The sequence below is a fragment of the Parapedobacter sp. GCM10030251 genome (genome assembly GCF_042666505.1).
GTDB lineage: Bacteria > Bacteroidota > Bacteroidia > Sphingobacteriales > Sphingobacteriaceae > Parapedobacter.
Genome location: NZ_JBHTDN010000005.1, coordinates 1 through 23,193 on the forward strand (window position 1 = coordinate 1; position 23,193 = coordinate 23,193).

Consider the following 23,193-nt stretch of genomic DNA (forward strand, 5'->3'; position numbering starts at 1 on the left):
CGTTACGCACCCGTGCGCCACTCTCACCACCAGCAAGCTGGTGGATCCCGTTCGACTTGCATGTATTAGGCCTGCCGCTAGCGTTCATCCTGAGCCAGGATCAAACTCTCCATTGTAAAAATGAAGTGTAAGAATCACTGACCCCAAAAAACTCAAATTAAATTAAGCAATTGGAATCACATTCTAATTGTTAATGTCTCAATTGCCCGGAATGACTTCGTTTAGACTTTGTTTTCAGCTTTCGCTTGATCAAATCAAACTACTCGCTGCGCTACATGAATATCTTTACTTTAAAGAACTTGTCGCCTCCGCTCGCGCTTCGGCTTTTATATCACGCCGGTTCAGAACCGGCCGATTTTTCTCTCTTTCAAACACCGGCTGCATCGCGCTGCCGGGCCGGAACTTCCTTCTTTCGAACCCCCTGTTCCGTTTGGGACTGCAAAGGTAGAAATCTTTTTTTACTCTGCAAAATTTATTTTAACATTTTTTCAAAGTGTCTCTTTCGTCGAAAACCGACTGAATAGCGCTTTAATTTCCTGTTAAATCTATTTTAATGAACAACCACCTCCTCTGAAGCGGGATGCAAAAGTATAACCTTTATTGGTTATTTACAAATATCACCGCAAAATATTTTGTAAAAACTAGTTAGCTGCAGTAAATCAGCATATTAATTTAATCGATTACGTTTCTGCTTTTATTTATAGCGTGGCTCTCCCGGAAATGAATGCCCAATCTAAGCTTCCCCTTATTGGGCCTTATCTGACCTTTTAAACGAATACGGCCTATCCTAATTTATCTTATTTTTACAAACGCAGTTTAATCGGTATGGAACTCATCTACTACATTGATTTGCTAGGAACCATGGTCTTCGCTATATCAGGGGCAATGGCTGCCATGCGACATAACATCGATATTTTCGGGGCGGCTTTTACCGGCTTCGTTACGGCCATTGGAGGCGGAAGCCTACGAGACATTTTTCTCAATCTACGACCAGTATGGGTGGATGACGGCAATTATCTATTTGCCATATTAACCGGTGTGTTGATTGCTATCCTATTTAAAAGGATACTTGGCAGATTGGCGCGAACGCTTTCCTTGTTTGACGCCCTGGGAATCGGCTTCTTTACCATAGTGGGCGTACAGAAATCCCTGACATTTGACAGCAGCGGTATTGCAGCGGTGGTTTTGGGCCTCTTTTCCGCGGTGATGGGCGGCGTCACGCGCGATACATTATTGAATGAAACACCCCTTATTTTCCGAAAAGAAATCTATGCAACGGCCTGTCTTTCCGGAGCGGTGCTATTTGTAGTGCTCAGCCGCATGGGCGTTGATTACAACCTGAATGCGTTTATCAGTGCGGCCACCATTTCAATTATACGAATCTTATCCGTGAAGTATAAACTCGCCTTACCCATCGTGGGGGGATAAACTTATCGCCCCTTTCTCTTCAACAACGGGAATTTCATCTTGTAGTCCACATCCACCTGCCCTTTTGAGATCGCTTCCAGTTTACTTTTGATCATTGCCTTCCGGAGCGGACTCAGCTTTTCCGTAAACAATTTTCCCTCAATGTGGTCGTATTCATGCTGAATAATACGAGCCGCCAAACCCGTGAAATCCTCCTCGTGCGTTACCCAGTTTTCATCCACATACCTGATTCGGATGTTCGGGTACCTACTAATGTCTTCACGGATTTCCGGAATACTTAAACATCCCTCATTGAATGACCATTTTTCGCCCTCCTCTTCCAGGATTTCCGCGTTGATAAAAACTTTCTTAAAATCTTTCAACGCCGGATCATCATCGGCAAATGGGCTGGCGTCTATCACAAATAAGCGGATGGCCAGCCCGACCTGCGGGGCTGCCAAGCCCACACCATGTGCTGCGTACATGGTTTCAAACATGTTGGCTATTAATTCCGGCAAATCCGGATAATCCCTGTTAATTTCTATCCCTTTTCGCTTTAGAATAGGATCGCCGTAGGCGATAATGGGTAACTTCATTTCAAACACTTTTATTGATTCCTTATTCGCCAACGGCATCCTCGAGATCGCTTCGCCGTAAAGAGGCTGGCGCATTCGCCTCCTGCCCGTGAATCTCACCGCTTTTTCCTTCGGTAACTGCTGACAGGGCAGATTTCAGGACACAAAGGTAACGATTTTGCGGAAAAAGCTTACCTTTGAGTATGCCTGAGAAACTACCGGATAAGGTCATTTTTTCCCTCGGAGAAGTAGCCAAGAGCATTCAGCGGACGATCGCCGAGCGCTATAGGCAGAGCTATTGGATTAAAGCAGAGATGAACAAGCTTAATCCTTACACCCATTCCGGCCATTGTTATCCTGAACTCGTTGAAAAAAAAGAAGGCAAGGTCGTTGCAGAAATGCGCTCCATCCTCTGGAATGGCGATTATCAACGGATCAATCAACGTTTTATAGAAATTACCCGGGAACCACTGAAAAACGGTATTACCATCCTATTCCAGGCTACCATCTCCTACGATCCACTATACGGTCTGAGCCTCCGTATCCTTGACATAGATCCTGCTTATTCCCTCGGCGAGCTCGAACGCGAGAAGCAGGCAAGTATCAGCCGACTTAAACAGGAGGATCTCTTCTATGCAAATAAGCGGCTACCCTTTCCGGTCCTTCCGAAACGGTTGGCGATTATATCGGTAGAAACTAGCAAAGGATATTCCGATTTTCTGAAAATATTGAATGGAAACCCGTGGGGTTACCGGTTCGAGCAAACCCTGTTTCCGGCACTGCTGCAAGGCGACAAATCCATCCAATCCATTATCAATCAGCTGGCGAATATTGCATCATGCGTAGAAGCATACGATGTGGTGGCGATTATCCGCGGGGGTGGCGGGGATGTCGGTTTATCAAGTTACAACCATTACCTATTGGCTTCGGCCATCGCTAGGTTTCCCATCCCCGTACTGACCGGCATCGGACATTCCACCAATGAGACGGTCAGCGAAATGGTAGCCTACCAAAATGCCATCACCCCCAGCGAACTCGCGGATTTCCTCATCCAGCGTTTCCACCAATTCGCGGTGCCGCTCGCACACGCACAGGAGACCATCTTATTGAAAACCCGCCAATTATTGCAGGCCCAGCAGGATATACTTAACGACTGTGCCAGGTATTTCCGATTGCACAGCATCCACCTGCTTAACCAACAGCAAAAGGCCCTTGAACATCATTTCGTTCGGCTTAATATGGCGAGCCTCCACCGTTTGCAACAAGGCACCCTGTCATTGCTGCATTCCGAAAAAACATTGCAGGCCGCTACAGCATCCGTGCTCAAGGACCACGGGGCTCAGTTAACTTCAATGGAAAAATCCGTGAAACTCTTGGATCCCCAACAAGTGCTAAACCGCGGGTACAGTATCACACGGATCAACGGACGAGCCCTGAAAACCAATGAACAGGTCAAAAAAGGAGATATTCTGGAAACATTTTTAGCTTCGGGACAGATTACAAGTACCGTTATCCAGTCAAAAACAGCAAATCATGAGTAACCCATTCACCTATACAGAAGCATTTGAAGAACTGCAGGCCATCGTATCAGAAATTGAACGCGGGGAAATCTCGATCGACGAACTTTCGACGAAAGTCAAGCGGGCGACTCTGCTGATCGGCGTATGCAAAGCCAAATTGACGGCGACCGAAGGGGAGGTAAATAACATACTGGCCAATCTGGAAAAGGAGCCAAACCAATCGGAAGAAGAAGCAGGTTAACCCAATTCGGCCTTTAGCTGTTCCATATCAAGCTCATTTTCCCACCGCGCCACCAGAATAGTCGCGGCTGTATTGCCGATGAGATTGGTCAACGCACGAGCTTCACTCATGAACCGGTCTATACCGAATATCAAGGCAACCGATTCAACAGGAATGTGACCCACCACCGGAAGTGTGGCCACCAAAATAATAAAGCCACTTCCGGTCACACCGGCCGCTCCGTTGGATGTTACCGTCAAAACGATCAGCAGAAACAGCTGTTCTTCGAACCCCATCGGCATATCCACGGCCTGCGAAAGGAAAATTGCAGCCATAGTCAAATAAATAGCGGTTCCGTCAAGGTTAAAAGAGTATCCCGACGGGACGACCAGGCGCACCAATGACCGCGAGCAACCCATTTTTTCCAGCTTCTGCATAATGGCGGGAAGTACCGATTCCGACGAGGAGGTACCCAACACCACCAGCAGTTCCTCCTTGATAAAGCGCAGCACTTTGAAAATACTGATTCCGTAATACCTAAGCATTCCCCCGGCAAATAGAAAGATATACAACAAGCACGTCACGTAAAATGCCAGCATGAGCATACCTAAGGAAGACAACGAGCTAATCCCGTATTTACCGATGGTGAAGCCCATGGCGCCCATTGCCCCGATCGGAGCAACCTTCATGACCATCTTAATTACAACAAACAAACCATCGAGAAAGGATTGCATCACCCGTACGGCCGGCTCCGCATAGGAACCTATCCTCGAAAGCGCAAATCCGAACAACACGGCAAAAAACAGTACCTGCAACAAGTTACCCGAAGACAGGGCACCGAAAACATTCTCCGGAATAATGTTCAGCAAAAAATCGACGAAACCGTCTTGCTTTTTACCGGCCTCCAGGTATGTAGCTACTTCTGTTGTGTCCAACGTGCGCGGATCTGCATGCATCCCTTCTCCAGGGCGCATTCCGTTGATCACCAATACGCCCAGCAACATAGCTACGGCCGTTGTCACTTGGAAGTACACCATCGATTTGATCCCTACCTTCCCGATTTTCTTTACATCTTCCATCCCCGCAATTCCCAGCACGATGCTGCAGAAGATGAGGGGAGCGATAACCATTTTAATGAGCTTGATGAAGCCGTCACCCAGCGGTTTCAACTGTACCCCCACCGTAGGAAAAAAATGGCCGATTAAGACACCGATGCCAATCGCAATGAGTACCTGGATATATAGTAGATTGAACAGCTTGCCTAAACTTTTCCTCATACGCGCTTTCCCTCCAAGAAAACCTGCTGTACCGAATACTGGCTGTCAAAAATCACCACGTTCGCCATTGCACCGGGTTTAATACAGCCGTGCGCCTCCAGTCCCAACAGCGAAGCCGGATATTGGGATGCCATCCGCAGCGCTTCTTCCAACGGAATACCTGCGTGGCGCACACAATTCGCTACAGCCTCCATCATTGTCAGGGCAGAGCCGGACAAGGTGTTATCAGGCAGTGTATACCGGTCGCCCTGGAAGACATGTGTGTAAATACCCTCGTGGGTCTCAGCTACCGCATCAGTAATCAGGAAAAGCCGGTCGCCCATTAGTTTTTTGCTTATTGAAAGCGTCTGGTAGTCGACATGGATGCCATCTGCGATGATGCTTGCGCAGGCAGTAACGGATTGAAACGTAGCCCCCGGCAATCCCGGATTGCGGTGATGAAGCGGAGACATGGCATTGAATAGGTGAGTAACCGCGCGGACACCGCTTCGAAACGCCGTCGTTGCCTCTTCAAACGAGGCATCGCTATGGCCTGCAGAAAGCAACACCCCGTTGTCCGTTAGCAATCCGATGGTTTTCCGGTCAAATTGCTCCGGAGCAATGGTCATTATCCGTAGGCAGTTTCCTGCCCGCCTCAGCAAGGCGGCGATCTCAGCGGTTTCCGGCTGGCGAATGTACTCCGCTGGATGAGCTCCTCTCCTTGCTTTATTCAAATAAGGTCCTTCCAGGTGCAGCCCCAATAATGCCGGATGACGATATTGGTTGCATACATCGAATGCCCGATCCAGGATGTCCAACGTGTTGGTGGCCATGGTGATCATAAAGCCCGTTGTGCCCGATTTTACCAATGCTCGGGCAATTTCGTCCATCGCGTCGGCCGAAGGATCGGCCGAAAAAAGCCGTCCGCCACCGCCATAGATCTGCAAGTCGATAAATCCCGGAACCACATATCCGCCCATCGCATCCACTATTTCCGTCCCATGGGGGATTTCGTCCGGAGCCACAGTATCTATCACCTGACTACCGCCTAACAACAAAGCCCTGCCTTTGATCAGTTTATCGTTTGTGAACACAATCCCGTTGGTGATTGCGATGAATGATTCCGCCATTGGTTTATCTTGACACATTACCGGCGGTAATAATACAAAAATCTTTTTATTTGTGCCGGTTCCACGCCAGGATCTCCGCAGCGGTAAGGTAGCTAGGGACAACGGCAAAGAATTGCAATTTCTTCGATTTGTCTTATCTTTACGCCAATAATAATCGGTTAACAAATGCTGAAAGAAGAACGACAAGCGTTTATCGTCCATCAAATAAATTTGCACAATAAAGTTTTGTCTTCGGACCTAAGTGTGCAGCTCAATGTTTCGGAAGATACCATTAGACGCGATTTAAATGAGTTGGCCGAAAACGGAAAAGTGCTCAAAGTGTACGGTGGGGCGCTTTCGAAGTCCTTTCAGTATCCCTTCCAGGAAAACAATATCTACGCACGCGATGCGAAAAAGGAGATCGCAACCAAAGCGGTCGCTCTCATCCAAAATGGCATGACGGTATTAGCCGGCGGCGGCACCACCCTGCTGGAAATGGCGCGGATTATCCCGGAAAGTCTACAATGCACTTTTTTTACAATCAGCCCATTGGTAGCACTCGAACTAGCTGAACGCACACACGCAGATGTCATTCTAATCGGCGGGAAACTGTCAAGAAATACCAACATCAGCATCGGATCCCAAGTTATCAACCAGCTTTCCGAGATACGGGTAGATCTGTGCCTATTAGGCACGAACAGTCTCTCTGTCGAAGATGGTGTAACCGATTCAGATTGGGAAGTCGTGCAAATCAAAAAAGCAATGATTCGGTGTTCAACCAAAACAGCTATTCTAAGCATTGCGGAAAAACTAAATTCAGTGCAAAAAATGAAGGTTTGCAGTCTGAATGCCATTTCCTATCTTGTGACCGATCTGGATTCAAAACACCCAAGTCTGACTGGATTCAGCAAGGTGATAGAGGTTATCTAGCACAAAAGATTTTACATGCCCAAAATTATATTTGATACGTCCATTGCGACCACGAATCTGGGAGACCACATCATTATGGATGCGGTAAACAAAATTGCGGACGAACTTTTCACGGATGACTTCGTCATCAATATACCCACTCATTTTTCTATCCACCCCCTGGACCTGCCGACTCTTCGTAAATACGACACTGCCCTGGTAGGCGGCACGAATTTGCTAAAAAACAACACATTCGGCAACCGCCAATGGAAAGTAGGCGTGAAGGACTTACTTGCCCTGCGGCGAAAGGTGGTATTATTGGGGGTAGGCTGGTGGCAATATCAAGATAAACCCGTATCGCTCTATACGAAGCGGATGTATAAATCACTGTTTTCCACCCAATATATCCACGCTGTGCGTGACAACTATACCCTACAGAAACTAAACGAGATCGGCATCAATAACGTGGTCAATACAGGATGTCCTACGGTTTGGGGGCTTGACGAGCCCCATCTTTCACAAATTAATCCCAAGAAACGGGACACCGTCGTCACTACGATTACAGATTACCTGCGGGATCCCGAACGAGACGGGCAGCTCTTGGAAACCCTCAAACAGCACTATCAAGCGGTATATGTGTGGATACAGGGATCAAAAGATCAAGCTTATATTGAAAGTCTGACTTCCGATGTCCGGTATATCCCGCCTAAGTTGTCAGCTTTTGACAGATTTCTTGAAAGTGAGTCCTGCGAATACGTAGGCACCCGGTTGCACGCGGGCATACGGGCACTTCAAAAGCGCCGGAAAGCCCTGATCATCGGCATTGACAACCGGGCCATCGAAATGCGCAATGACATCGGCCTCAATGTGCTTGAACGCCAACTCATGGACGCACTTGAAGAAAAAATACACGAGGAAATGAGTGTCAAACTATACCTCAATGTCGATGCCATCGAACGTTGGAAAACGCAGTTTTTAACCACTAAAACTAAGGCAAATTGATCGCGGGACTCAAACGGCTCTACAATAAATCCCTATTTCAACCGACATTTTTCGGCGTATTCTTTAATCCGTTTTTTATCATTCGAAGGGGATTATTCCGCAACATATCAGCGCTGAGTAAGCACCTACGGGGACGCCTCCTGGATTTTGGTTGCGGAAGCAAGCCTTATCGCGCGCTGTTTGACGTGACCGCTTATATAGGCACGGATATCGAAATAAGTGGTCACGATCACCGAAACGAAGAGATCGATGTATACTATGACGGCAAAACCTTACCATTTGACAATGCGTCCTTCGATAGCATCTTTTCGAGTGAAGTGTTTGAGCACATTTTCAATCTCCCCGAAATCCTTGATGAGCTGTATCGGGTATTGAAGCCCGGCGGGCACATGCTGATCACGGTTCCATTTGTTTGGGATGAGCATGAAATCCCCTTCGATTTTGCCCGGTATACCTCTTTCGGTATCCGACATATCTTAACGGAAAAGGGGTTTACCATCGTCAAGGAAACCAAAACTACCAATTATGTGGCTACCCTTTGCCAGATGTGGGCCGCCTATGTCTATCAGCATATATTTCCAAAGAACAAGGTAATCCGGATTGCGCTCACCCCGTTATTCATCACGCCGATAACCCTTTGCGGATTAATTCTCTCGGCCATACTGCCAACGAACCAGAATTTTTTTCACAACAACGTGTTGGTTGTACAGAAACCTGAAAGCTGATGCATACCCCTACACTCACGGTTATTACGGTTGTCTATAATAATGTGCGCGACATCGAGCGTACCATCACATCGGTCGTCCGTCAAACCTATCCGCACATTGAATACATCATCGTCGACGGTAATTCTACCGATGGAACCGTCGATGTGATCAAACGGTATACTAAGCACCTTTCAAAATGGGTTAGTGAGCCCGATAAGGGTATTTACGATGCAATGAACAAAGGGCTAGCACTAGCTACGGGGAGTTACGTGCTGTTTATGAATTCCGGGGATGAGATGTATGCGGAAGACACCGTGGCCCAGGTGTTCAACTCGGCTCCCGACGCCGATATCTATTATGGCGAAACCGAAATGTATAACGAACACTGGCAATCGCTCGGGCTACGCCGGCATGCCATACCTGCGCAGTTCAATTGGCGAAGTTTCCGTTTCGGCATGAACATCAGTCATCAAGCAATCTACATACGTCGATCCATTGTCGGTCGGTACGATTTACGCTACCGGCTCAGTGCTGACATTGACTGGATAATACGTGCCGCCAAAAAAGCAAACAAGATCGTCAACACTCGGCTCATCGTGGCGAAATACCTGGTAGGCGGAATGTCTAAAAAGCATCATTGGGAAAGCCTTAAAGAACGATTTCAGATATTCACCAAGCACTACGGCCTTTTTCCCAATATCCTGAATCATTTAATTATTGCGGTAAATTGGGCAATCTATTATGTCCGCCATGGCAGAACAAATGACTAAACTGAAAGAACGTGACACAGGAACAAATTTTGCAGGCGTTATTGACCACCAAAATGCCGTTTGGCAAATATAAAGAAACATTGATCTGCGACTTACCCGAAACTTACCTGGTATGGTTCCACCAAAACGGATTCCCCAAGGGTAAATTGGGAATGTTGTTAGGCACGATGTATGAAATTAAACTCAATGGTTTGGAATATTTACTGCGACCCTTACGAAACAAAACGTCCAAGTAAGCGTTCATTAACCGTAGTAGATGTTTATTCCAATGATCCAAGTTCAGAAAAGCATGGGCATGCTTGCCGCTTGTTTGCTGATTGCTGCATGCGGTGGCAACCATAATGCCAGGCAAGTTCCTCAGGATACCGTAACAACGGCTTCCCAATCGCTTCTTCCAGACAATAATTTACTGGTTCCGGGAAAATCAGTGGGATTCTTTCTACTTGGCGATGCCGACAGTACCGTAATTCAGGAACTGGGAAAACCAGATTGGGGGAATGCAGCGATGGGTAAGGCGGTCTCTGTTTGGTATACGGATGATGAACCCGATTTCCCGTTTTCCCTATTCACGTCACGAGACATGGGCAACGATGAAACCGCTCGTATCAAACAAATCCGGGTAACCTCACCTCGATTTAAGACCGTCCAATCAGTCGGCGTCGGTTCATCCCTGCGCGATATTTCAGACACCTATCCACTGCAAATTGTCGAGACGTATAATCAAAATGGACAAACCTATACGGTATACAATGCGAACGAAGGCATTGCCTTCGAAGTGGACACTGCTTATACCTGTGTCGCCGTTATTGTGCATGATCCGGATGTGCACATCTCCTCCTACGCCCCACTTCGCCCGGAGCCGCAATCCCATCGCTAAGCACCGCGTCAAGGGAAGCCTCCCCGACCGTAAATCATTTCAATCGTTCCAGCTTACCTTTACGCTTTATCAGGTTTTTATAGTCCCACTGAATATCTCGGGCTTTTTCCAGCCATCTCTGCAAGTCTTGGAGGTTGATTTGTTCCACATCTGTATATAAGACTTCTCCCGCCTTAAAACTTCCTTCCTTCCGCAAACCGGGTTCATCAAATGACTGTCCGCTCCAAAACATCAGGTTTATGCCATTCTTCCGTTTGCTGTAGCCCACTATCGGATTGCCTTCGAGAAACCAAACCGGATGTCTATGCCATAATTTATTTTTGGCTTCCGGCAACTGCCGGCTGATTTGCTCGTACAGCAGGAGGGCGATCCGGCTATCCGAATCAGAGAGTTCATTGTGATAGTCCTTTATTGCATTATCCATCGTACATTTAACCATAGCGTACCTGACAAAGGTACGGGCATGATTCCTAATCTCCAACACGATGTTCGCACGACACCCCGGCTACTTGTCCCCAAATACCAAAACTGTTTACTATATTTGCGCCTGAAAACACATTTAACGCCGTTTGCAGCGGTATCAATGCTATATGAAAAAGTACCAAACCCTGCTGTACTATTGCTACAGCCACATTGACAATGCGGAACAATTTGCCGCAGATCATCTTCAGTTTTGTAAATCACTCGGCTTGGTAGGCCGTATCATTGTTGCGGACGAAGGCCTTAATGGCACCGTATCGGGTACTCCGGATGCATGCAAAGCCTATATGGATGCCGTACATGCCGACCGGAGATTTGCAGGTACGGACTTTAAAATTGACGAAGTGGACGAACCCTCCTTCATCAAAATGCATTGTCGGTACAAACCAGAAATCGTGCATTCGGGATTGCGGGATCCGAAAATCATCGACCCGACCAAAGAAACCGGCAAGCACCTGGATCCGAAGGAGTTTCTGGAAATGAAAGATCGTGACGACGTGGTGATATTGGATGTCCGTTCTAATTATGAACACAACGTTGGCCGATTCAAAAATGCGCTAACCCTGGACATTGAGAACTTTAGGGAGTTTCCTGAAAAAATCAATGAGCTGGCGCAGTACAAAGACAAAAAGATACTCACTTACTGTACGGGTGGCATCAAATGCGAGAAAGCATCTGCTCTATTGCTTAAAGAAGGATTTAAGGATGTATACCAACTGCATGGCGGCATCATCAAATACGGAAAAGTGGTTGGGGGAAAAGATTTCGAAGGCAAATGCTATGTGTTCGACAATCGCGTAACCGTGGATGTGAACCAGGTAAACCCTACGGTGGTTTCTACATGCTTAAACTGTGGCACCATCTCCAGTCGCATGATCAATTGCGCAAATCCGGAATGCAACGAACATTTCACGCAATGCGAGACCTGTGGATGGAAAATGGAAGGTTGCTGTTCCGATTCATGCATGAGCCACCCTCGTAGGCGTCCCTATGACGGTACGGGCTATTACGTGAAGATTCCTCAGCCTGTTAACGTCGAAAAAATCAGCAAACGGAAGCACAAAATATTTACTGCCAACTCCACTTTAAATAGTTAATATTTTTGGCCGTTTGGAGGTATTTCTTTTCGTAGTAGGTTTCAATAGACAACACCTCATCCACGACGTCGGAGCGATATAAGTCTGCCGTCTGTGCGTGAATGGTTAAGCCAAGTTCCGATAATTTTTCCTGCGTGTAGGCAAATAATCCATCGTTGTCGGTTTTAAGATGCATAATGCCATCGGGTGCCAGGATCTGCCGGTATTTAGCCAAAAACGACGGGTTTGTGAGCCGTTTCTTTTCGCGGCTTTTCTGGGGTTGGGGATCCGGGAAAGTGATCCAGATTTCTGACACCTCATTTTCGGCAAAATATTCCAGAATGGTTTCAATCTGTATTCGGAGGAAAGCAACATTAGGGATTCCTTCCTCAAGCGCGGTTTTTGCGCCGCGCCAGATACGATTACCCTTAAAATCTACACCAATAAAATTATGCCCGGGAAATAATTTGGCTAGGTTGACGGTATATTCGCCTTTCCCACAGGCCAACTCTAACACAATGGGGCGATTATTGCCGAAGTGCTTGGCTGCCCACTCACCTTTCATCGACTTACCAGCCTCCAGTTGCAATACGTTCGCAAATGTGTTGATCTCAGCGAATTTCCGGAGTTTATCTTTACCCATGCTCTGATTTCTTCAAAATTTCGCACGCAACTTCGCCAAGTTTCTTACACACATGTGTCCTTAGCGGTAAACGGAAGCACCCTTGCGTCCGTTGTGCGGGCTGATTACCTCCGTGAAGCGGCATGCAAAAATAATCTTATCTTTGTACGATATCGTATAATTCTCGTGGAAAAAGACGCAAAAATATTTATCGCGGGCCATCGGGGCATGGTAGGCTCGGCCATCCTTCGAAAACTAAGCGCATTGGGTTACTACAATTTGCTGTTGCAAACGTCGAATGAGCTGGATCTTCGCAATCAACAAGCGGTAGCTGATTTTTTTGCCGGGCAAAAGCCGGATTATGTATTTCTGGCAGCAGCAAAGGTGGGCGGGATTTTAGCTAACAACACATTCCGGGCGGATTTTTTATACGAAAATTTGGCCATACAGAATAATGTGATTCATCAATCTTTTATACATGGTGTAAAAAAATTGCTTTTTCTCGGATCCAGCTGTATTTATCCAAAACTAGCCCCTCAGCCACTCAAAGAAGAATACTTGCTTACCGGAGTGCTGGAGCCAACAAACGAACCCTATGCAATCGCCAAGATTGCAGGCATCAAGCTTTGTGAAGCGTATCACGATCAGTATGGTTGCAATTTTATATCAGTCATGCCCACCAACCTTTACGGCTACAACGACAATTATCACCCCCAGCATTCACATGTCCTGCCAGCGCTTATACGTCGCTTTCACGAGGCAAAAATAGCAGGCGAATCGACAGTTGTCGTGTGGGGCAGTGGCGCACCCAAACGCGAGTTTCTATTTGCGGATGATTTGGCGGATGCCTGCGTATTTCTCATGGAATCCTACAATGACCCCCAATTAATCAATATCGGTACGGGGGAGGATTTGAGCATTCGCGACCTCGCTTACCTCATCAAAGAAGTCGTTGGTTATGAAGGCGGATTGGTATTCGACGCATCAAAACCGGATGGCACGCCGAGAAAGTTGATGGATGTTAGCAAGCTGCACGCACTGGGATGGCGCCATACCACCACACTGTTGTCTGGCATCCGACTGGCGTACGGCGACTTTTTAGCAAAATTGGAGCGGGACACCGACCGTTAATAGGTTTCGCTATCCGGTGGAATGCCGTAATCTACGTTTCTCCTTACCACATGCTTGCGTCGTTTAGCCGGTCTTATAAAGTCCGCTATTTTAGTTATTGCCTCACTGATACGGTCTTTATTCAAAATACCTGCTGCTTGCTGGGACAAGACGGTAATCAACGCCCGTTTTACGAACCCTGCTCTGCGGAGAAAAAGACGATTGAGCACAACAGGCAGGCCAATCCGCAAGGCCCTACTCAGCCAATCTTCGTCTTTCTTGCCTTTAGTAAATAGACCTTTGGCTAAATCTACTCCTGGAATCCATGAAATCAACGATTTGGCGAAACGCGCGGGAGCCGCCAGCTTATCATTAAAAAGATGATATTGATCACTAAGGTAACTCTCTTGCTCCTTGGCAAGGACTTTAAGACGAGCTATCTCTAATCGTAGACCGTTCAAATTTTTAATCTTGCTTTCCTTCCTCATCGTCTTCATCTATTTCGTCATTCCATTTTTGTAAAAACCGCTTAATCGAAAGATTCATGAAGAGGCGCTCCAGTCGGGATTCGAAAGCCGAGATCAATACGATCAGGACAATGAATATTCCGCCTGTGGCGAGGAATCCGAGGGAGGAACTGCCTAATAATTCACTTAGATAGAAGCCCAGGGCCAAGCTAAGAAAGAAAATTACAAATATAGCGAACACCGTTTTAACCATGTCGACAATCAAACTGGCGATTAATCGCGACGATCGTTCGACCAATTTGAGTTTAAACAGCTTAAACCGCGTATCGATGTATTCCTTACTTTTCTGGAATACCCCATTGATTGAAAATTTTTTTTCCTCCATATGGTTTGGCCAAGGACTTAAGTTTGCGCTTCACTATAGCATCACAGAATCCCCCTTCTCTATCCGTGGCGGATAATGTAATATAGTAAACTACTGTGCCATGTTATGGCGTAGGGTCAGGCCCCTTTCTATATTCAAGCGTGTTCTTCTAACGCTCCTTCCAACGCTTCATCGCTCTTGTTCAACTTGGATTTTACCGCAGCGACCACCTTTTCTTTGAAATCATTGAGGTGCTCCAATTGTTCGGCCGTGCGCTCCTTGATTGCGTCTCCCAGATCTTTCAGTGAATCATTTAGCTTTTCGCGTGTCTCAGTGCCTTTGTCGGGCGCAAATAAAATACCGAGTGCGGCTCCTGCTGCCAATCCAGCCAACAATGCGGCTACTACTTTTGCGTTATCGTTCATAACTAATATATATTAAATTGAAAAAAATAATGACCACCTTTCCACACACAATCCTGTTAAATATACAAATAAATCAGCAAATCGTTTGCCAAAAACAAAAACATTTGGAAAAATATGGTTTCAAAGCGCACGTTATGCAGTTATTTGCGAATGGCATAAATATTGCACCTCCACGCTAAATACAGCGACAAATTATTTGTGCAAGCAGGCTCGCTAGCTTAGTTATTTACTTATCTTTGTTGCATTCTTGTACTATTAGGCTATTCTATATGATAGACATTTACTTGGTACTTTTCTCTTTTTTGCTTTCATGTGTCGTCACATTATACGCCGTTCCCTCGCTGATAAAATTGGCTTATCAAAAGCGCCTGTTTGACGATCCGGCACTAGAAGAGCGGAAAATACATAAATATCGTACGCCAAATTTAGGCGGTATTGCGGTGCTTACCTCCTTCGCATTTACGGCCTGTTTGTGTATATCAGGAAACCTATTACCGTATGCCAATTATGTTTTTGCCTCTGGACTACTGATCTTTCTGGTAGGACTAAAGGATGATCTCGCGGCTTTAAATCCCTATAAAAAATTTCTCGCGCAAACCATCACTGCCTTAATTGTGGTTTATTTCGCCGATATCCGCCTCACCAGCCTTTATGGAGTATTCGGTATCCAGCAAATCCACCCCGTGATCGGCTATCCACTTTCCAGCCTTCTTATTGTGTTCATCATCAATTCCTTTAATTTGATTGACGGCATCAATGGCTTACTAGGCAGCGTGAGTCTGATCGTAAGTCTGACCTTTGGGTATCTCTTTTTCCAAATGCAGGAATATGGATTGGCCCTATTGGCCGTAAGTATGGCCGGCTCTGTTTTGGGATTTCTTCGTTACAACGCTGGCAAAGCACGCATCTTCATGGGTGACGCGGGAGCCTATACCATTGGGTTCATTATCTCGATACTCGCTATTCAATTTATTGAACTAAATAAACCCCAACAGCTAGCGCCTTTCACTGGCTCCATTATCCAATCTGTTCCTGCCGTTACCATTGCCATCCTCATCGTCCCCATATTTGATACCTTACGAGTTATCGTTATCCGGTTGGTCCGTGGTAAGTCGCCGTTCATGGCCGACCGAAACCACCTTCACCATCGACTGCTTGATACAGGGATGAGTCACACCCAAGCCACGATGGTACTTTCCGGTTTCAACGTGCTCATGATTGGCACCGCTCTCACCTTTCAACATATCGGCACAATCGAGCTGTTATTGCTGATCGCCTTAGCAGCTTTACTCATGAATACGATGCTATGGCTGTATGACGTACGTCAGGCAATCGGCCAGGCCCAGCCGTTGATTGTGGAGGAGGACAACGAAAAAATCTACCAGCTTCGCGACCATGCCCGTGAAGTAGCCGAAGAGGCCTTGCAGCAATACGAGGAGAAGCAGCACCAGAACTGATATTTTCTTTGTACCTTTAAGGCAGAAATCTATTCTGCCTATGCTCATCAAAACCTACGGAAGTGCCCTGAACGGCATTGAGGCCACTACCATTACCATTGAAGTAAACATTTCTGGCGGAACAAAATATTACATCGTCGGCCTCCCGGATAACGCAGTGAAAGAAAGCTTGCGACGTATCGAAAGTGCGCTATCTACCTCGGGATTTCGCATGCCGCGCCAAAAAATTGTTGTCAATCTCGCACCTGCGGACATTCGTAAAGAAGGCTCCTCCTATGACTTGGCGATAGCCATCGGCATTTTGGCATCATCCAAGCAAATTGCCCATGTCCCGCTGTTAACCGATTTTTTGATGCTCGGTGAACTTTCATTGGATGGAAGTATACAACCCGTTAAAGGTGCGCTCCCCATCGCCGTCCAAGCAGCCCGTGATGGCTTCCGTGGTATTTTGCTCCCTCAAGCAAATGCACCCGAAGCGGCGGTAGTATCGAAACTAGCAGTTTATGGCATCCGGCACCTAAAGGAGGTGGTTGAATGGGTAAATGGCACGTCCTTTCCAACGCAAACGTACGTAAATACCCAAGAGGAATTTCAAAAAAACATCAACAGCTATGACGCTGACTTCGGTGACGTCTTCGGACAGGAACACATTAAGAGGGCATTGGAAATTGCAGCAGCTGGCGGGCATAATGTCATTTTGATCGGCCCGCCCGGTTCGGGCAAAACCATGCTGGCCAAACGGTTACCCACGATCCTTCCTCCGCTTACCATCGAGGAGTCTTTAGAAACTACAAAAATACACTCCGTGGCCGGAAAATTGGGGGCGGTGTCTTCCCTGATGACGGTACGGCCCTTTCGTGCACCACATCATACCATTAGCGATGTCGCGCTTGTAGGCGGTGGAGCTAACCCGCAGCCCGGTGAAATCTCGTTGGCGCATAACGGTGTGTTGTTTCTCGATGAACTGCCGGAATTTAAACGTTCTGTGCTGGAAGTACTCCGGCAACCCCTAGAATCCAGGCACATGACCATATCTCGTGCACGCCTTACGGTCGCGTATCCCGCAAGTTTTATTCTGGTGGCTGCAATGAACCCCTGTCCGTGTGGCTTTCATAATCATCCACAAAAGACGTGTATTTGCAACCCGGGAGCAGTCCAAAAGTATCTAAGCAAGATATCAGGGCCTTTGCTCGACCGTATCGACCTGCATGTGGAGGTCACCCCGGTTGGTTTCGACGATTTGGCCGCTTCAGCTTCAAGCGAAAAAAGCACCCATATACGCAACCGGGTCATTGCTGCCCGAGATATACAGGAGAAGCGATTTTCGTCGTACACACATATTCATTGCAATGCACAAATGACGCCTCGACACCTACGGCAACTGTGCCGAATCAATGAATCCGGGCGTACTTTACTCAAAATGGCTATGGAACGGCTTGGTTTATCGGCTCGGGCTTACGACCGCATCTTACGGGTGTCCCGCACCATTGCGGATATGGATGGAAGTATCGAAATCCAGACCGCACATATTGCAGAAGCCATTCAGTTCCGCAGTCTCGACCGAGCGCGTTGGTCGGAATGAAAAACCCCCGCTGATCGATTGGTCAGCGGGGGTTGACATTAAAGTCTACACTTCTTCGGCGACTCCACGCAGCGTCTTGGCTGCTTCCACCATGGCTTCCAGTGCCGCTTTGGTTTCCGGCCAAGCCCGTGTTTTCAGTCCACAATCGGGGTTGACCCACAACTGTTCAGCGGGGATAACTGCTTTAGCCTTCTCCAGCAAGGTTACGATCTCATCTTTGCTGGGTACGCGAGGAGAATGGATATCGTATACTCCCGGACCAATGTCATTTGGATAATTAAAATCCGCAAAAGCGTCCAGCAGTTCCATTTGCGACCGTGACGTCTCGATTGTAATCACATCCGCATCCATCGCTGCGATGTGCTCAATGATGTCGTTGAATTCCGAGTAACACATGTGCGTATGAATCTGCGTGTCGTCTTCTACATTTGATGAAGACACGCGGAATGCACGCACCGCCCAATCCAGATATGCCTTATGATCAGCTTTGCGTAAGGGAAGTCCCTCGCGGATCGCCGGCTCATCGATTTGGATGATCTTAATGCCTGATTTTTCCAATGCCTGTACCTCATCCAGGATTGCCAACGCAATCTGATACGTAGTTTCTGACCGGGGCTGGTCGTTACGCACAAAGGACCATTGCAAAATGGTCACCGGTCCGGTTAACATCCCCTTTACGGGGCGATTGGTAAGCGTTTGCGCATAGGAAGACCAGCGCACGGTCATATCGGCAGGCCGGCTTACATCGCCATAAATAATCGGCGGCTTTACGCAGCGTGATCCGTAAGATTGCACCCACCCGTTTTTGGTAAAGGCATACCCCGAGAGCTGCTCGCCGAAATATTCGACCATATCGTTACGCTCAAACTCGCCATGCACCAATACATCGATATCTAGTTCTTCCTGTAACCGGATCGTCCGTTCCGTTTCCTCTGCAATAAACTTGTCGTATTCTTCTTGGGTAATGGCTCCCTTTTTCAAATCGGCGCGCCATTTGCGCACATCCCTGGTTTGCGGAAAAGAACCGATCGTGGTTGTCGCAAACGCGGGGAGATTGAACTTTTCCTGTTGTTTTGCTTTGCGAATAGCAAATGCACTGGTCCGTTGTGCGTCCGCATCCGTAATGCTTTTCACTCGTGCTTTCACTTCTTCCCGGTGAATAAGCGAAGAAGTACGGCGGCTTTGTTGTGCCGCCTTGTTAGCCTCGAAATGGGCTGCGGTAGCCTCATCCACAGTGCCTGATGCCAATATCGCCAAATCTTTTACCTCAGCGAGTTTTTGCTTTGCAAATGCTAACCAGTTTTTTACTTCAGCGGGCAACGATTGCTCGTTGTCTTCTAAGTCCAAATCGAAAGGAACATGAAGTAATGAGCTCGACGGTGACACCCATACGTGGTCTTCACCCAGGGCATCCACAGCTTGTTTGATTTTTTGAAGCGAGGCCTCGTAATCATTTTTCCAGATGTTGCGTCCATCTACCACTCCCACCGAGAGAATAAGCCCGTCCGGTAAAAGAGGCAGCAGATCGTTTAACTGGTTTTCTCCACGAACCAGATCTACATGCAGCGCCTGTACCGGTAAGTCGAGTGCGGTTTGCGCGTTCTCGCGCAACGATTCAAAATAGGTGGCAACGATGATTTTGATACCTTTGGCAGCAGCAGACAGACGGCTATATACCGTTTGATAAAGTGCACGGACTTTGTCATTGATATCCAACGCCAGGAAGGGTTCGTCAAATTGTACCCATTCGGCCCCTGCCTTGCTTAACTTCGCTATTATTTCCTCGTATACGGGTAGCAGACGATCAATCAAATCAAGTCGATCAAAGTCCGCCTCTTTCTCCTTGCCCAGCAGCAGATACGTCAGCGGGCCCAATAAAACCGGCTTGGTTTGGATACCTAGTTCTTTTGCTTCATTGAATTCATTGATCACTTTTTCCGAAGTAAGGCGGAATTGTTGATCTTTCACAAATTCGGGAACGATATAATGGTAGTTAGTATCAAACCACTTAGTCATTTCCATAGCGGTTACGTCAAGGCCCCCCTGTTGAAATCCACGGGCCATCGCAAAGTACAGATCCAAATTGTACGAGGACGGCCCCTCCAGTGCAAATCCTTGATACCGTGCAGGAATAGCACCTACGGTAAGCGTAAGATCCAATACCTGATCATAAAAGGAAAAATCATTGGACGGAATCAGGTCTATGCCCGCTTCCTGTTGGGTTTTCCAATTGCCTTCACGAATAGTCCGCGCAGCTTGCAGCAATTCCTGCTGATCGATTTTCTTCGCCCAATAGGCTTCATTAGCCTTTTTAAGCTCCCGTAGGGCTCCGATACGTGGGTAACCCAGATTGTTAGTTTTCAACATAACCTCTATAATAGTAATTTAATATACAATCAACGGCAGTCTGCTTGCTTTTCAGCGGACAAACCTTTTTTACGATTGCTTTTGGGGACAGGTCACAGGGGCGAGTTGTGTCTGCTTATCTTTCCACGATCATCATCGAGGTAGAATTTAGCACCTTGTCCACAGACAGGTTGCTAAGGCTTCACAGGGTCCATTCCCTCTGCCTTTCTCCATAAGCGGGCGCTAATATCGGAATAAAGATTGATTTATGCAAAAATAATTCTCTGCCTCCCTGTCCGATCAACTGACCAATAACTTATACCCTTTCCCATGGACATTAACAATTTCTACCTTTGGGTCGTCGCGCAGATACTTGCGAAGCTTGCTCAGGAAAACATCCATACTCCGGCCGTTGAAATAATTGTCGTCATGCCAGATTTTAAGCAGTGCCTCTTCGCGGGTGAGTACGTCATTTTTCTTGATGCACAGCAGCCTGAGCAACTCAGCTTCCTTGGTAGACAGTTTTTGCTTCTGTTCGTTATAACTGATCTGCTGAGCCACATAGTCAAAATGATATTTACCTATCTGAAACCTATCAGGCAGCTCCTCTTCAGTCTGCCTCTCACGTGAGGCACGTTTAAGAAGTGCGTGGATACGAAGAAGTAATTCCTCCACGCGGAATGGTTTCGTGATGTAATCGTCACCGCCCAACCCGAACGCTTCGGTTTTATCTTCCATCATTCCTTTTGCAGTAGCAAAGATGATGGGAATATTTGCGTCAATTTTCCGGATGTCTTTGCCCAGCGTGAAACCGTCTTTGCGCGGCATCATCACATCAAGTATGCAAAGATCAAACTTTTCCTTATTGAACTGGCGCAGTGCCTCATCTCCGTCTTTACAAAGTGTGACATCGAATTTGCCTTTCAGTTCCAGGTAGTCTTTTAGGATGTCGCCCAAGTTGGGGTCGTCTTCTGCCAGTAGTATTTTTTGCATGATGGTCTCCCTATCCTTTAAGTGGCAACATGATTTCAAAGGTCGTTCCCTTATCCTTTTCGCTTTTGACCTGTACCTTACCCCCGCAACGCTTGACAATATCGCTTACATAACTCAAGCCTAAACCGAATCCCTTCACGTCGTGTCGGTTCCCTGTCGGAATGCGGTAAAACTGCTCGAAAATCCTGGATAATTGGTCGCGGCTCATGCCGATACCTTTGTCAGCTACCGTTATTTGGATATGCCTATGGACATTTTTGGTCCGGATGGTAATATCGGGGCGCTCCTTGCTGTATTTAATTGCATTGTCTATCAGATTGAAAAGCACATTGGATAGGTGTAATTCATCGCCCACTACAACGGCCTCCGCGGCATCAAGGTGCATATCCACTTGAGCATCGTTCTTAAGCAGTTGCAGCTCCATGCTATCGACCACGGCCTGGGCCAGATCATTCATATCTACATCCTGGTGCTCCAGTTTAAGGTTGTCTTTCTCAAGACGGGCAATGTTAAGAACACGTTCGATATGATTACCCAACCGAACATTTTCGTCATATATGATATTAGCTAAGCGTGCAGCACGAACCTGATCCGATGCGATTTCCGGATCCCGCAAGGATTCACTGGCAATCATGATGGTAGCAACGGGCGTTTTGAACTCGTGGGTCATATTGTTGATGAAATCGGTCTTCATCTCCGAAATCTTCTTTTGGCGGAGGATCGTAAAAATCGTGTATGTAAAACAACTGAGAAGTACCAATAACAGCGCTATCGAAGAAAATAGCATAACCGTCATATTACCCATCAGGATGTTGTTCTTGTTTGGAAAATACACCGCGAGCCGGCCGGACGAACGTTCATTATCCGCGCGGAATAATTCCGTAACATATAGGTTTTTGAGAGAAGGCTTTTCGTGGGAAAAGTTGGCAAACGCATACAGCGTTGTGTTTTTGTCTTTGATTTCTAAATTAAAGGCAGAATGAATATCCCGGCTTGCCAATTCCCTTTCCAGCTCGCTCTTGATGTATGCGACATCAATCCGTTGGCTTAATGGACGCTTATATAACTCCATTTCAGCAGCAAAATCTTCGACAATCTGCGGGTTTTTCCCACTTAATATGGCAATGGTATCCATCAGGGTTGTTGCCTGAAGCAATTGCAATTGGCGTTCCTTACGGGCAATTTCGTCCTTAAGCTTGAGGTCTTGCCGCGGCGGCAGCACCTTTATGGCATAATTCAATAACGTCGAGCCGGGGGATATGGGGCCCAGTGGAATAAAATAACGTATGCTATCATCTTTGGCTTTTATTAACGGCACTTGTCGGATCGCATAAAGGCCCACTAGGTTATCATTTCGTTGAAACCCGCCGTCCACCGTAGCATTGGACTCAAAATTCACCCGTAACAATTCCTTATAACGCGAATTGTTGAGATACGTTTCATAGAACTCATTACTTTCAATAGGCAGCACTACCGGATATTGGGTAAATAACATCTCTTCACGCTGCTTGAATGTTGTGTACAAACGTGCCTGCCGCTCGCGAAGCTGTTCAATTTCCGTCTTTATACGAAGCTGTTCTTCTAACTTGCGCTGCTCACGTTCCAGCTTCTCCTTATTTTTCCGCTGGGTCTCGGCCAATTGCATGACTTCTCGCTTTTCAGCCTTTGCAGCAACTGCATTGAGGGCAGCCTTCACCGACTCATCAAATAACTGCGCTTTCAGAATATACGATTGCCTGATAAAAAAATATTGCATGGCCATCACACCTAAAAGCGCAACTGTCATCAACCCGATGATAAATCCAATACTTTTATGCTTCATTCCACACAAAAATACATAAGGTTAAAGGGAAAGTGCAGCCATTTAACATATTTTAACAAGGCAAGTTGCGGATCTTTAGGGTTTTATTTCGTTATTT

The 23,193-nt window shown here is 46.9% G+C and carries 24 protein-coding genes, 1 rRNA gene and 1 riboswitch; of the genes, 13 read left to right on the forward strand and 12 right to left on the reverse strand.

Annotation, left to right across the window (positions count from 1 at the left end; genetic code table 11):
* Nucleotides 1-116: ribosomal RNA gene (locus tag ACFQRK_RS14845) — 16S ribosomal RNA — on the reverse strand; the annotation flags it as partial.
* Nucleotides 117-825: 709 nt separating this feature from the next.
* Between ACFQRK_RS14845 and ACFQRK_RS14850 the strand changes: the two genes are divergently transcribed.
* Nucleotides 826-1,428 (forward strand): trimeric intracellular cation channel family protein, encoded by a 603-nt coding sequence (locus ACFQRK_RS14850; protein ID WP_379008046.1) that lies wholly within the window; start codon nucleotides 826-828, stop codon nucleotides 1,426-1,428.
* 2 nt (nucleotides 1,429-1,430) lie between these two features.
* Here ACFQRK_RS14850 and def read toward each other — a convergent pair whose 3' ends face one another.
* Complete coding sequence (def, locus tag ACFQRK_RS14855) at nucleotides 1,431-2,003, reverse strand: peptide deformylase (RefSeq protein ID WP_379008048.1); 573 nt, start codon at nucleotides 2,001-2,003, stop codon at nucleotides 1,431-1,433.
* A 182-nt stretch (nucleotides 2,004-2,185) separates the two neighbouring features.
* Between def and xseA the strand changes: the two genes are divergently transcribed.
* Both xseA and xseB read left to right on the forward strand, forming a co-directional pair.
* Nucleotides 2,186-3,523 carry an exodeoxyribonuclease VII large subunit gene (xseA, locus tag ACFQRK_RS14860; protein WP_379008050.1) on the forward strand — a complete coding sequence of 446 codons (1,338 nt, stop codon included), beginning with the start codon at nucleotides 2,186-2,188 and terminating at the stop codon, nucleotides 3,521-3,523.
* Complete coding sequence (gene xseB / locus ACFQRK_RS14865) at nucleotides 3,516-3,743, forward strand: exodeoxyribonuclease VII small subunit (RefSeq protein ID WP_379008052.1); 228 nt, start codon at nucleotides 3,516-3,518, stop codon at nucleotides 3,741-3,743. The genes xseA and xseB overlap by 8 nt, the downstream gene beginning before the upstream one ends.
* Here the strand turns inward: xseB and dctA are convergent.
* Both dctA and nagA read right to left on the reverse strand, forming a co-directional pair.
* A complete protein-coding gene (gene dctA / locus ACFQRK_RS14870) occupies nucleotides 3,740-4,999 on the reverse strand; it encodes a C4-dicarboxylate transporter DctA (RefSeq protein WP_379008054.1) in 1,260 nt (419 codons plus the stop codon). The two genes, xseB and dctA, sit on opposite strands and share 4 nt — an antisense overlap.
* On the reverse strand, nucleotides 4,996-6,108 hold the full coding sequence (nagA, locus tag ACFQRK_RS14875; RefSeq protein WP_379008057.1) for an N-acetylglucosamine-6-phosphate deacetylase: 1,113 nt from the start codon (nucleotides 6,106-6,108) through the stop codon (nucleotides 4,996-4,998). The genes dctA and nagA overlap by 4 nt, the downstream gene beginning before the upstream one ends.
* A gap of 165 nt (nucleotides 6,109-6,273) precedes the next feature.
* Here nagA and ACFQRK_RS14880 point away from each other — a divergent pair, with 165 nt between their 5' ends.
* The 6 genes from ACFQRK_RS14880 to ACFQRK_RS14905 are packed head-to-tail and all read left to right on the forward strand — an operon-like array spanning nucleotide 6,274 to nucleotide 10,352.
* A complete protein-coding gene (locus ACFQRK_RS14880) occupies nucleotides 6,274-7,017 on the forward strand; it encodes a DeoR/GlpR family DNA-binding transcription regulator (RefSeq protein ID WP_379008058.1) in 744 nt (247 codons plus the stop codon).
* Nucleotides 7,018-7,032: 15 nt separating this feature from the next.
* Nucleotides 7,033-7,998 carry a polysaccharide pyruvyl transferase family protein gene (locus ACFQRK_RS14885; RefSeq protein ID WP_379008059.1) on the forward strand — a complete coding sequence of 322 codons (966 nt, stop codon included), beginning with the start codon at nucleotides 7,033-7,035 and terminating at the stop codon, nucleotides 7,996-7,998.
* Nucleotides 7,995-8,723, forward strand: coding sequence for a methyltransferase domain-containing protein (locus ACFQRK_RS14890; RefSeq protein WP_379008060.1), 729 nt, complete (start codon nucleotides 7,995-7,997; stop codon nucleotides 8,721-8,723). Before ACFQRK_RS14885 ends, ACFQRK_RS14890 begins: the two co-directional genes overlap by 4 nt.
* Nucleotides 8,723-9,475, forward strand: a complete 753-nt coding sequence (locus tag ACFQRK_RS14895) for a glycosyltransferase family 2 protein (protein WP_379008062.1) — start codon at nucleotides 8,723-8,725, stop codon at nucleotides 9,473-9,475. The genes ACFQRK_RS14890 and ACFQRK_RS14895 overlap by 1 nt, the downstream gene beginning before the upstream one ends.
* Before the next feature lie 11 nt (nucleotides 9,476-9,486).
* Nucleotides 9,487-9,711 carry a DUF3820 family protein gene (locus ACFQRK_RS14900; protein WP_379008063.1) on the forward strand — a complete coding sequence of 75 codons (225 nt, stop codon included), beginning with the start codon at nucleotides 9,487-9,489 and terminating at the stop codon, nucleotides 9,709-9,711.
* Between the two features lie 20 nt (nucleotides 9,712-9,731).
* A complete protein-coding gene (locus tag ACFQRK_RS14905; RefSeq protein ID WP_379008064.1) occupies nucleotides 9,732-10,352 on the forward strand; it encodes a hypothetical protein in 621 nt (206 codons plus the stop codon).
* 34 nt (nucleotides 10,353-10,386) lie between these two features.
* Here ACFQRK_RS14905 and ACFQRK_RS14910 read toward each other — a convergent pair whose 3' ends face one another.
* On the reverse strand, nucleotides 10,387-10,776 hold the full coding sequence (locus tag ACFQRK_RS14910; protein ID WP_379008066.1) for a DUF1801 domain-containing protein: 390 nt from the start codon (nucleotides 10,774-10,776) through the stop codon (nucleotides 10,387-10,389).
* Nucleotides 10,777-10,942: 166 nt separating this feature from the next.
* Between ACFQRK_RS14910 and ACFQRK_RS14915 the strand changes: the two genes are divergently transcribed.
* Complete coding sequence (locus ACFQRK_RS14915) at nucleotides 10,943-11,929, forward strand: rhodanese-related sulfurtransferase (RefSeq protein WP_379008067.1); 987 nt, start codon at nucleotides 10,943-10,945, stop codon at nucleotides 11,927-11,929.
* Here ACFQRK_RS14915 and trmB read toward each other — a convergent pair.
* Nucleotides 11,901-12,551 carry a tRNA (guanosine(46)-N7)-methyltransferase TrmB gene (gene trmB, locus ACFQRK_RS14920; RefSeq protein WP_379008069.1) on the reverse strand — a complete coding sequence of 217 codons (651 nt, stop codon included), beginning with the start codon at nucleotides 12,549-12,551 and terminating at the stop codon, nucleotides 11,901-11,903. The genes ACFQRK_RS14915 and trmB overlap by 29 nt on opposite strands.
* Nucleotides 12,552-12,716: 165 nt before the next feature.
* Between trmB and ACFQRK_RS14925 the strand changes: the two genes are divergently transcribed.
* Nucleotides 12,717-13,661: a GDP-L-fucose synthase family protein gene (locus ACFQRK_RS14925; RefSeq protein WP_379008071.1), complete on the forward strand. Its 945-nt coding sequence runs from the start codon at nucleotides 12,717-12,719 to the stop codon at nucleotides 13,659-13,661.
* Here the strand turns inward: ACFQRK_RS14925 and ACFQRK_RS14930 are convergent.
* The 3 genes from ACFQRK_RS14930 to ACFQRK_RS14940 all read right to left on the reverse strand — a co-directional run bounded on the left by ACFQRK_RS14930 (nucleotide 13,658) and on the right by ACFQRK_RS14940 (nucleotide 14,896).
* On the reverse strand, nucleotides 13,658-14,137 hold the full coding sequence (locus ACFQRK_RS14930) for a hypothetical protein (protein WP_379008072.1): 480 nt from the start codon (nucleotides 14,135-14,137) through the stop codon (nucleotides 13,658-13,660). The two genes, ACFQRK_RS14925 and ACFQRK_RS14930, sit on opposite strands and share 4 nt — an antisense overlap.
* The gene (locus ACFQRK_RS14935) at nucleotides 14,106-14,492 is read right to left on the reverse strand and encodes a phage holin family protein (protein ID WP_379008073.1); all 387 of its coding nucleotides are present in this window, start codon (nucleotides 14,490-14,492) and stop codon (nucleotides 14,106-14,108) included. The genes ACFQRK_RS14930 and ACFQRK_RS14935 overlap by 32 nt, the downstream gene beginning before the upstream one ends.
* A gap of 134 nt (nucleotides 14,493-14,626) precedes the next feature.
* Nucleotides 14,627-14,896, reverse strand: a complete 270-nt coding sequence (locus ACFQRK_RS14940; protein WP_379008075.1) for a YtxH domain-containing protein — start codon at nucleotides 14,894-14,896, stop codon at nucleotides 14,627-14,629.
* A 269-nt stretch (nucleotides 14,897-15,165) separates the two neighbouring features.
* Between ACFQRK_RS14940 and ACFQRK_RS14945 the strand changes: the two genes are divergently transcribed.
* Both ACFQRK_RS14945 and ACFQRK_RS14950 read left to right on the forward strand, forming a co-directional pair.
* Nucleotides 15,166-16,353, forward strand: coding sequence for a glycosyltransferase family 4 protein (locus ACFQRK_RS14945; RefSeq protein WP_379008076.1), 1,188 nt, complete (start codon nucleotides 15,166-15,168; stop codon nucleotides 16,351-16,353).
* 40 nt (nucleotides 16,354-16,393) lie between these two features.
* Complete coding sequence (locus ACFQRK_RS14950) at nucleotides 16,394-17,935, forward strand: YifB family Mg chelatase-like AAA ATPase (RefSeq protein ID WP_379008079.1); 1,542 nt, start codon at nucleotides 16,394-16,396, stop codon at nucleotides 17,933-17,935.
* 45 nt (nucleotides 17,936-17,980) lie between these two features.
* Here ACFQRK_RS14950 and metE read toward each other — a convergent pair whose 3' ends face one another.
* From metE to ACFQRK_RS14965, 3 genes are all read right to left on the reverse strand, one after another.
* A complete protein-coding gene (gene metE / locus ACFQRK_RS14955) occupies nucleotides 17,981-20,302 on the reverse strand; it encodes a 5-methyltetrahydropteroyltriglutamate--homocysteine S-methyltransferase (RefSeq protein ID WP_379008081.1) in 2,322 nt (773 codons plus the stop codon).
* Nucleotides 20,303-20,414: 112 nt separating this feature from the next.
* Nucleotides 20,415-20,520, reverse strand: a riboswitch (SAM riboswitch).
* A 61-nt stretch (nucleotides 20,521-20,581) separates the two neighbouring features.
* Complete coding sequence (locus ACFQRK_RS14960) at nucleotides 20,582-21,274, reverse strand: response regulator transcription factor (RefSeq protein ID WP_379008082.1); 693 nt, start codon at nucleotides 21,272-21,274, stop codon at nucleotides 20,582-20,584.
* 10 nt (nucleotides 21,275-21,284) lie between these two features.
* The gene (locus ACFQRK_RS14965; protein WP_379008084.1) at nucleotides 21,285-23,096 is read right to left on the reverse strand and encodes a sensor histidine kinase; all 1,812 of its coding nucleotides are present in this window, start codon (nucleotides 23,094-23,096) and stop codon (nucleotides 21,285-21,287) included.
* Between the last annotated feature and the right edge of the window lie 97 nt (nucleotides 23,097-23,193).